Genomic DNA, 3,995 nt, shown 5'->3' with positions numbered 1-3,995 from the left:
CGCCGTAGCCGTAAGCGAGCAACAGCTTGCGGTTGATGTTTTTGTCCCGATAAGCGTCCCAGATGCCCTGGATCGTCTCCGGCATGATCGCGCCGTTGTACGTGTAGTAAAAGCTGCCCTCAGACCCGCCGGGGTCCGGGGTCGTGATGAAGTGCGTTAGAATCTCGGTGCCGTCGATGCCGCGCCAGGTGAAGGTGTCATGCGGCATCCGGTTGTATTGATTCCAGCTGATCTTGGTCGTCATGAACGTCTTGATGCCGCTCTTGACGAGGATCTGCGGCAGCGCCCAGCTATAGCCGAAGACGTCGGGCAGCCACAGGTAATCACAGCTCGCCCCGAACTCGCGGTCGAAGAAACGGATACCGTGCAGCAAATGTCTGACGAGCGATTCGCCGGAGGAGAGATTGCAGTCGGCCTCCAGCCACATCGCCCCGCCCGCCTCCCAGCGGCCCTCCGCTACCCGCTGCTGGATGCCTGCGTAGATCGCCGGGTAGTCCTTCTTGATATACTCATACAGCTGCGGCTGCGTCTGCAGGAAGACATACTCCGGGTCTTGCTCCATCAGTCGTAGTACGGTGGCAAAGGAGCGCGCCGACTTCTCCCGCGTATGCTGCAGACGCCACAGCCAAGCGACGTCGATGTGCGTATGGCCGATGCACTGGACCGTCACCGGATGATGCTTGGGCAGCCCGTTCAACGTGTCGCGGAGCAGCTGCTGCGCCGCCTCGGCCGACTGGTAGAAGGCGTCCGAGCCGGGGCGCGACCAGTCGAGCAGCCGGAACGCCCGGTCGAGCGCCGACAGCAGCTCATGATGCTCCGCCGTCTGCTCGGACAGCTCGCGCACCGTCGCCAGCATCGCCTTCGCCGTATAGTACAGATCGTCGACCGCCTCGTCGAGCCAGCACAGCTCCGCCTGCTGCAGCTGATGCTCCAGCACGGCCTGGCTCTGATAGCCGCCCAGCCCCGACCAGAGTCGGAACGCCAGCTGCAAGCTGCTCCCTGCCGCATCCGCCGGGAAGAATACCTCCTGATGATTCGTATCGACGCCCTGGTACGGCTCGCCGTCCACGAACAGCAGCGACTCGAAGCCGCTGGTGCCGGCGCCGATGCCGAAGTTGAAGCGGCCCAGCACCTTGCGGCCTTGCCAGGCCGCCGGGATCGCCGCATCGGCCATCAGCCAGATGTAGCGATCCTTGCCCCGCCAACGAGTGCCGAGCTCGACAGGAACAGCGTCCGCCGGATGAGGCGGCAGCGCGCCGATCGCCCCTTCCTCGTCATCAAGCCAGCGACACGCCAGCTCCAAGCTGTCGCGATAGCGCAGCGGCTCCAGCATATTGAGTCGATCCTGCAGCTTTTCCTTGGTCCAAAACATCGTTGTTCCTCCTTCGAGAATATGAGATATAACGTGTTATCATAAGGCATAGTGAATCCTGGCGAGCGCATCCTATCGGCATAATTCCCCTTTCTCGACTGCTCTCCCGCGAGCGTTAGAATCGCGGGACGACCTACTGGTGAGCGTTCTACCCAGGAACGACCCACTGCGAATCGTGTCCTACTAAGGAGCGCCTGCCAGGAAGCGCTAGCCGCCGCTCCCTGCAGAAGCAGTACTTGCCCGGACGCACAATGCCGGGGGCACCCAGAGCTTGGCGGGCTCCGGCTGTTGCGCCTCAATCATGTCTAGCAGCCTGACCGCCCCCGCCCGGCCCATCTCCAGATAGGGCACCTCGACAGCCGATAACGGCGGCACGAGGTAGTCGTTGACGTGCTGGGTGTTGTCCGCCGCCATCACGTACAGATCGCTGCCGACGTAACGTCCGAGCCGATAAGCAGCCTCGTACAAATGGCGGCTGCCGCTCGACCAGTTGGTCAGCAGCGCTGCGCCACCCTCACAGCCCGCGAGCAGCCCATCCCACCACTCCGCTTGATCCGTGCCGTCGTCGCACACCTGATGGATAACCGGCTCCCAGCCATGCTCCCGCATCCAGGCGACGTAGGCCGATCGGCGGCGCACATCGCCCCAGTTGGGCGCGTAGACGGGCGGATTGTACTGCTCGATATAGATCGGCTGACGCCCAGTCGCAGTATGTAAATGCTCCACCGCCATCCGGATACTCGCTTCATAGTCCATCAGTACCGATGTCACGTCTGCGCGCTCGGGGTAGCCTTCGACAGATACGTAGGGCACGCCCGCCTGGTGGACGCGCTCGATCCATTCGACATTATTGTACCCGGTTACATCCTTGGTCAGCAGACCGTCGATGCGGCGCTGATTGTACAGCTCGATCAGCGAGCGCTGGCGCTCCTCCTCCTTGGTATGCCCGTAGAGGAGCAGATGGTATCCGCGTTCGATGCATACTTGCTGCACACCCTGGATCACCTGAAGGAATAATGGGTTGTCCAGATTGCCATAGGCAGCGATACACTCGCTCCTGCCGATGCGCATGCTGCGAGCTTGTGCGTCGACGGTATAATTCAACTCCGCGATCGCCTCCAGCACGCGCTGCCGCTTCTCTTCGCTGACGCGAATGCCGGGCGTGCCGTTGATGACGGCCGAGACAACGCCGCGCGAGACGCCTGACAGCCGAGCGACATCATGGCTTGTGACCCGTTTCTTCATGGCAATCACCTCGCACTTAGGATAACACGTGTCAAAACTCGTCGCAAGCAGAAATATATGTCGTCAAGAAAAAGCCTTCAAAGCCACGCCCTGCGTGAAATTAAAGGCTGGTCTGTTGGGTTGGTGGCTTCGGATGGTCGTCTACTTCTCCCGATCATCCGACGAGTTGACCATAATCCGGGCCACCTGACTGAGTCGATCATACAATATGTCTCTGGTCTTGCCCGTCAGTCCGATCTCGTCCATCGCTTCGCGCATACAACGCAGCCAAGCAGCCGCTCTGCGTGGCGTCACCTGAAAGGCCATATGACGGTATCGCATCTGCGGCGAGCCATGCTGCTCGGAGTAAAGCGCGGGACCACCTGTAAACTGAGTGAGGAACAAATATTGCTTTTGCATGATCTCATCGATACCTTCCGGGAACAACGGCGACAGATCGGGATCGCAATACACTCTGGGGTAAAAGGCTTTGACCAATCTATAGATCGTCTCCTTGCCTCCGACCGCTTCATACAAGGTTTCGACTTCTGGCTGGATCACGTACATCCCCTCCGCTTGATAAACAAGTGTCAAACTACACTCTTTATCATAGAAGCAGAGTCGTCAGGCTGCTGTGATGCGGGTCACACAAAGGATAATCCACCCGTAAAGTTAACGCCCTGAAAGGTTATGAAAAACAAAAAAACCCTTCGCTCATGATGAGTTAAGGGTCGTATTACGATATGCGCATGGAGGGACTTGAACCCCCACGCCAAAGGCGCTAGATCCTAAGTCTAGTGCGTCTGCCAATTCCGCCACATGCGCGAGTGAAAAAAAGTGAGCCATGAAGGACTCGAACCTTCGACACCCTGATTAAAAGTCAGGTGCTCTACCAACTGAGCTAATGGCTCATAAAACAAAAAAATGGCTGGGGCACTAGGATTCGAACCTAGGGGTGACGGAGTCAAAGTCCGTTGCCTTACCGCTTGGCTATGCCCCAACAGCATATGGTGGACGCTGACGGGATCGAACCGCCGACCCTCTGCTTGTAAGGCAGATGCTCTCCCAGCTGAGCTAAGCGTCCTCGTTATGGTGACCCGTAGGGGATTCGAACCCCTGTTACCTCCGTGAAAGGGAGGTGTCTTAACCCCTTGACCAACGGGCCTAGAAAAATGGAGCTCTCAACCGGGATCGAACCGGTGACCTCATCCTTACCATGGATGCACTCTACCTACTGAGCTATGAGAGCAAATATGGCTCCCCGAACAGGACTCGAACCTGTGACAACTCGATTAACAGTCGAGTGCTCTACCAACTGAGCTATCAGGGAATGGAACAATTCAGCGCTTGCACACTGAAAACTGGATGCGAAAGTCAAGCAAAAGGTCAATCTTAGCTG

3 protein-coding genes and 7 tRNA genes are annotated in these 3,995 nt (G+C 58.3%); all 10 read right to left on the bottom strand.

Translation table 11 applies throughout. From position 1 onward, the window contains the following. Nucleotides 1-1,372 (bottom strand): glycoside hydrolase family 38 N-terminal domain-containing protein (locus PA598K_RS00680; RefSeq protein WP_446674093.1); only part of this gene is annotated, 1,372 nt, incomplete at its 3' end. A 207-nt stretch (nt 1,373-1,579) separates the two neighbouring features. Next, on the bottom strand, nt 1,580-2,617 hold the full coding sequence (locus tag PA598K_RS00675; protein WP_128655002.1) for a LacI family DNA-binding transcriptional regulator: 1,038 nt from the start codon (nt 2,615-2,617) through the stop codon (nt 1,580-1,582). Nucleotides 2,618-2,758: 141 nt separating this feature from the next. Beyond that, the gene (locus PA598K_RS00670) at nt 2,759-3,154 is read right to left on the bottom strand and encodes a globin domain-containing protein (RefSeq protein WP_128655005.1); all 396 of its coding nucleotides are present in this window, start codon (nt 3,152-3,154) and stop codon (nt 2,759-2,761) included. Nucleotides 3,155-3,340: 186 nt separating this feature from the next. Further along, nucleotides 3,341-3,421 (bottom strand) — tRNA-Leu (locus PA598K_RS00665). A 13-nt stretch (nt 3,422-3,434) separates the two neighbouring features. Next, a tRNA-Lys gene (locus PA598K_RS00660) sits at nt 3,435-3,507 on the bottom strand. Between the two features lie 14 nt (nt 3,508-3,521). Beyond that, nucleotides 3,522-3,596: transfer RNA gene (locus tag PA598K_RS00655), tRNA-Gln, on the bottom strand. Nucleotides 3,597-3,604: 8 nt separating this feature from the next. After that, nucleotides 3,605-3,680: transfer RNA gene (locus PA598K_RS00650), tRNA-Val, on the bottom strand. A gap of 6 nt (nt 3,681-3,686) precedes the next feature. Then, nucleotides 3,687-3,761, bottom strand: a tRNA-Glu gene (locus tag PA598K_RS00645). 8 nt (nt 3,762-3,769) lie between these two features. Beyond that, nucleotides 3,770-3,845 (bottom strand) — tRNA-Thr (locus tag PA598K_RS00640). A gap of 5 nt (nt 3,846-3,850) precedes the next feature. Then, a tRNA-Asn gene (locus PA598K_RS00635) sits at nt 3,851-3,926 on the bottom strand. Nucleotides 3,927-3,995: the final 69 nt, after the last annotated feature.

It is taken from the genome of Paenibacillus sp. 598K (assembly GCF_003851045.1).
Taxonomy (GTDB): Bacteria; Bacillota; Bacilli; order Paenibacillales; family Paenibacillaceae; genus Paenibacillus_D.
Note: the sequence above shows the minus strand (reverse complement) of the source record. Positions and strands in the feature narration are given on the sequence as shown.

Bases quoted from the DNA above. Each gene is read 5' to 3' on its own strand.
- PA598K_RS00675 (WP_128655002.1), bottom strand. From the start codon at position 2,617: ATGAAGAAACGGGTCACAAGCCATGATGTCGCTCGGCTGTCAGGCGTC.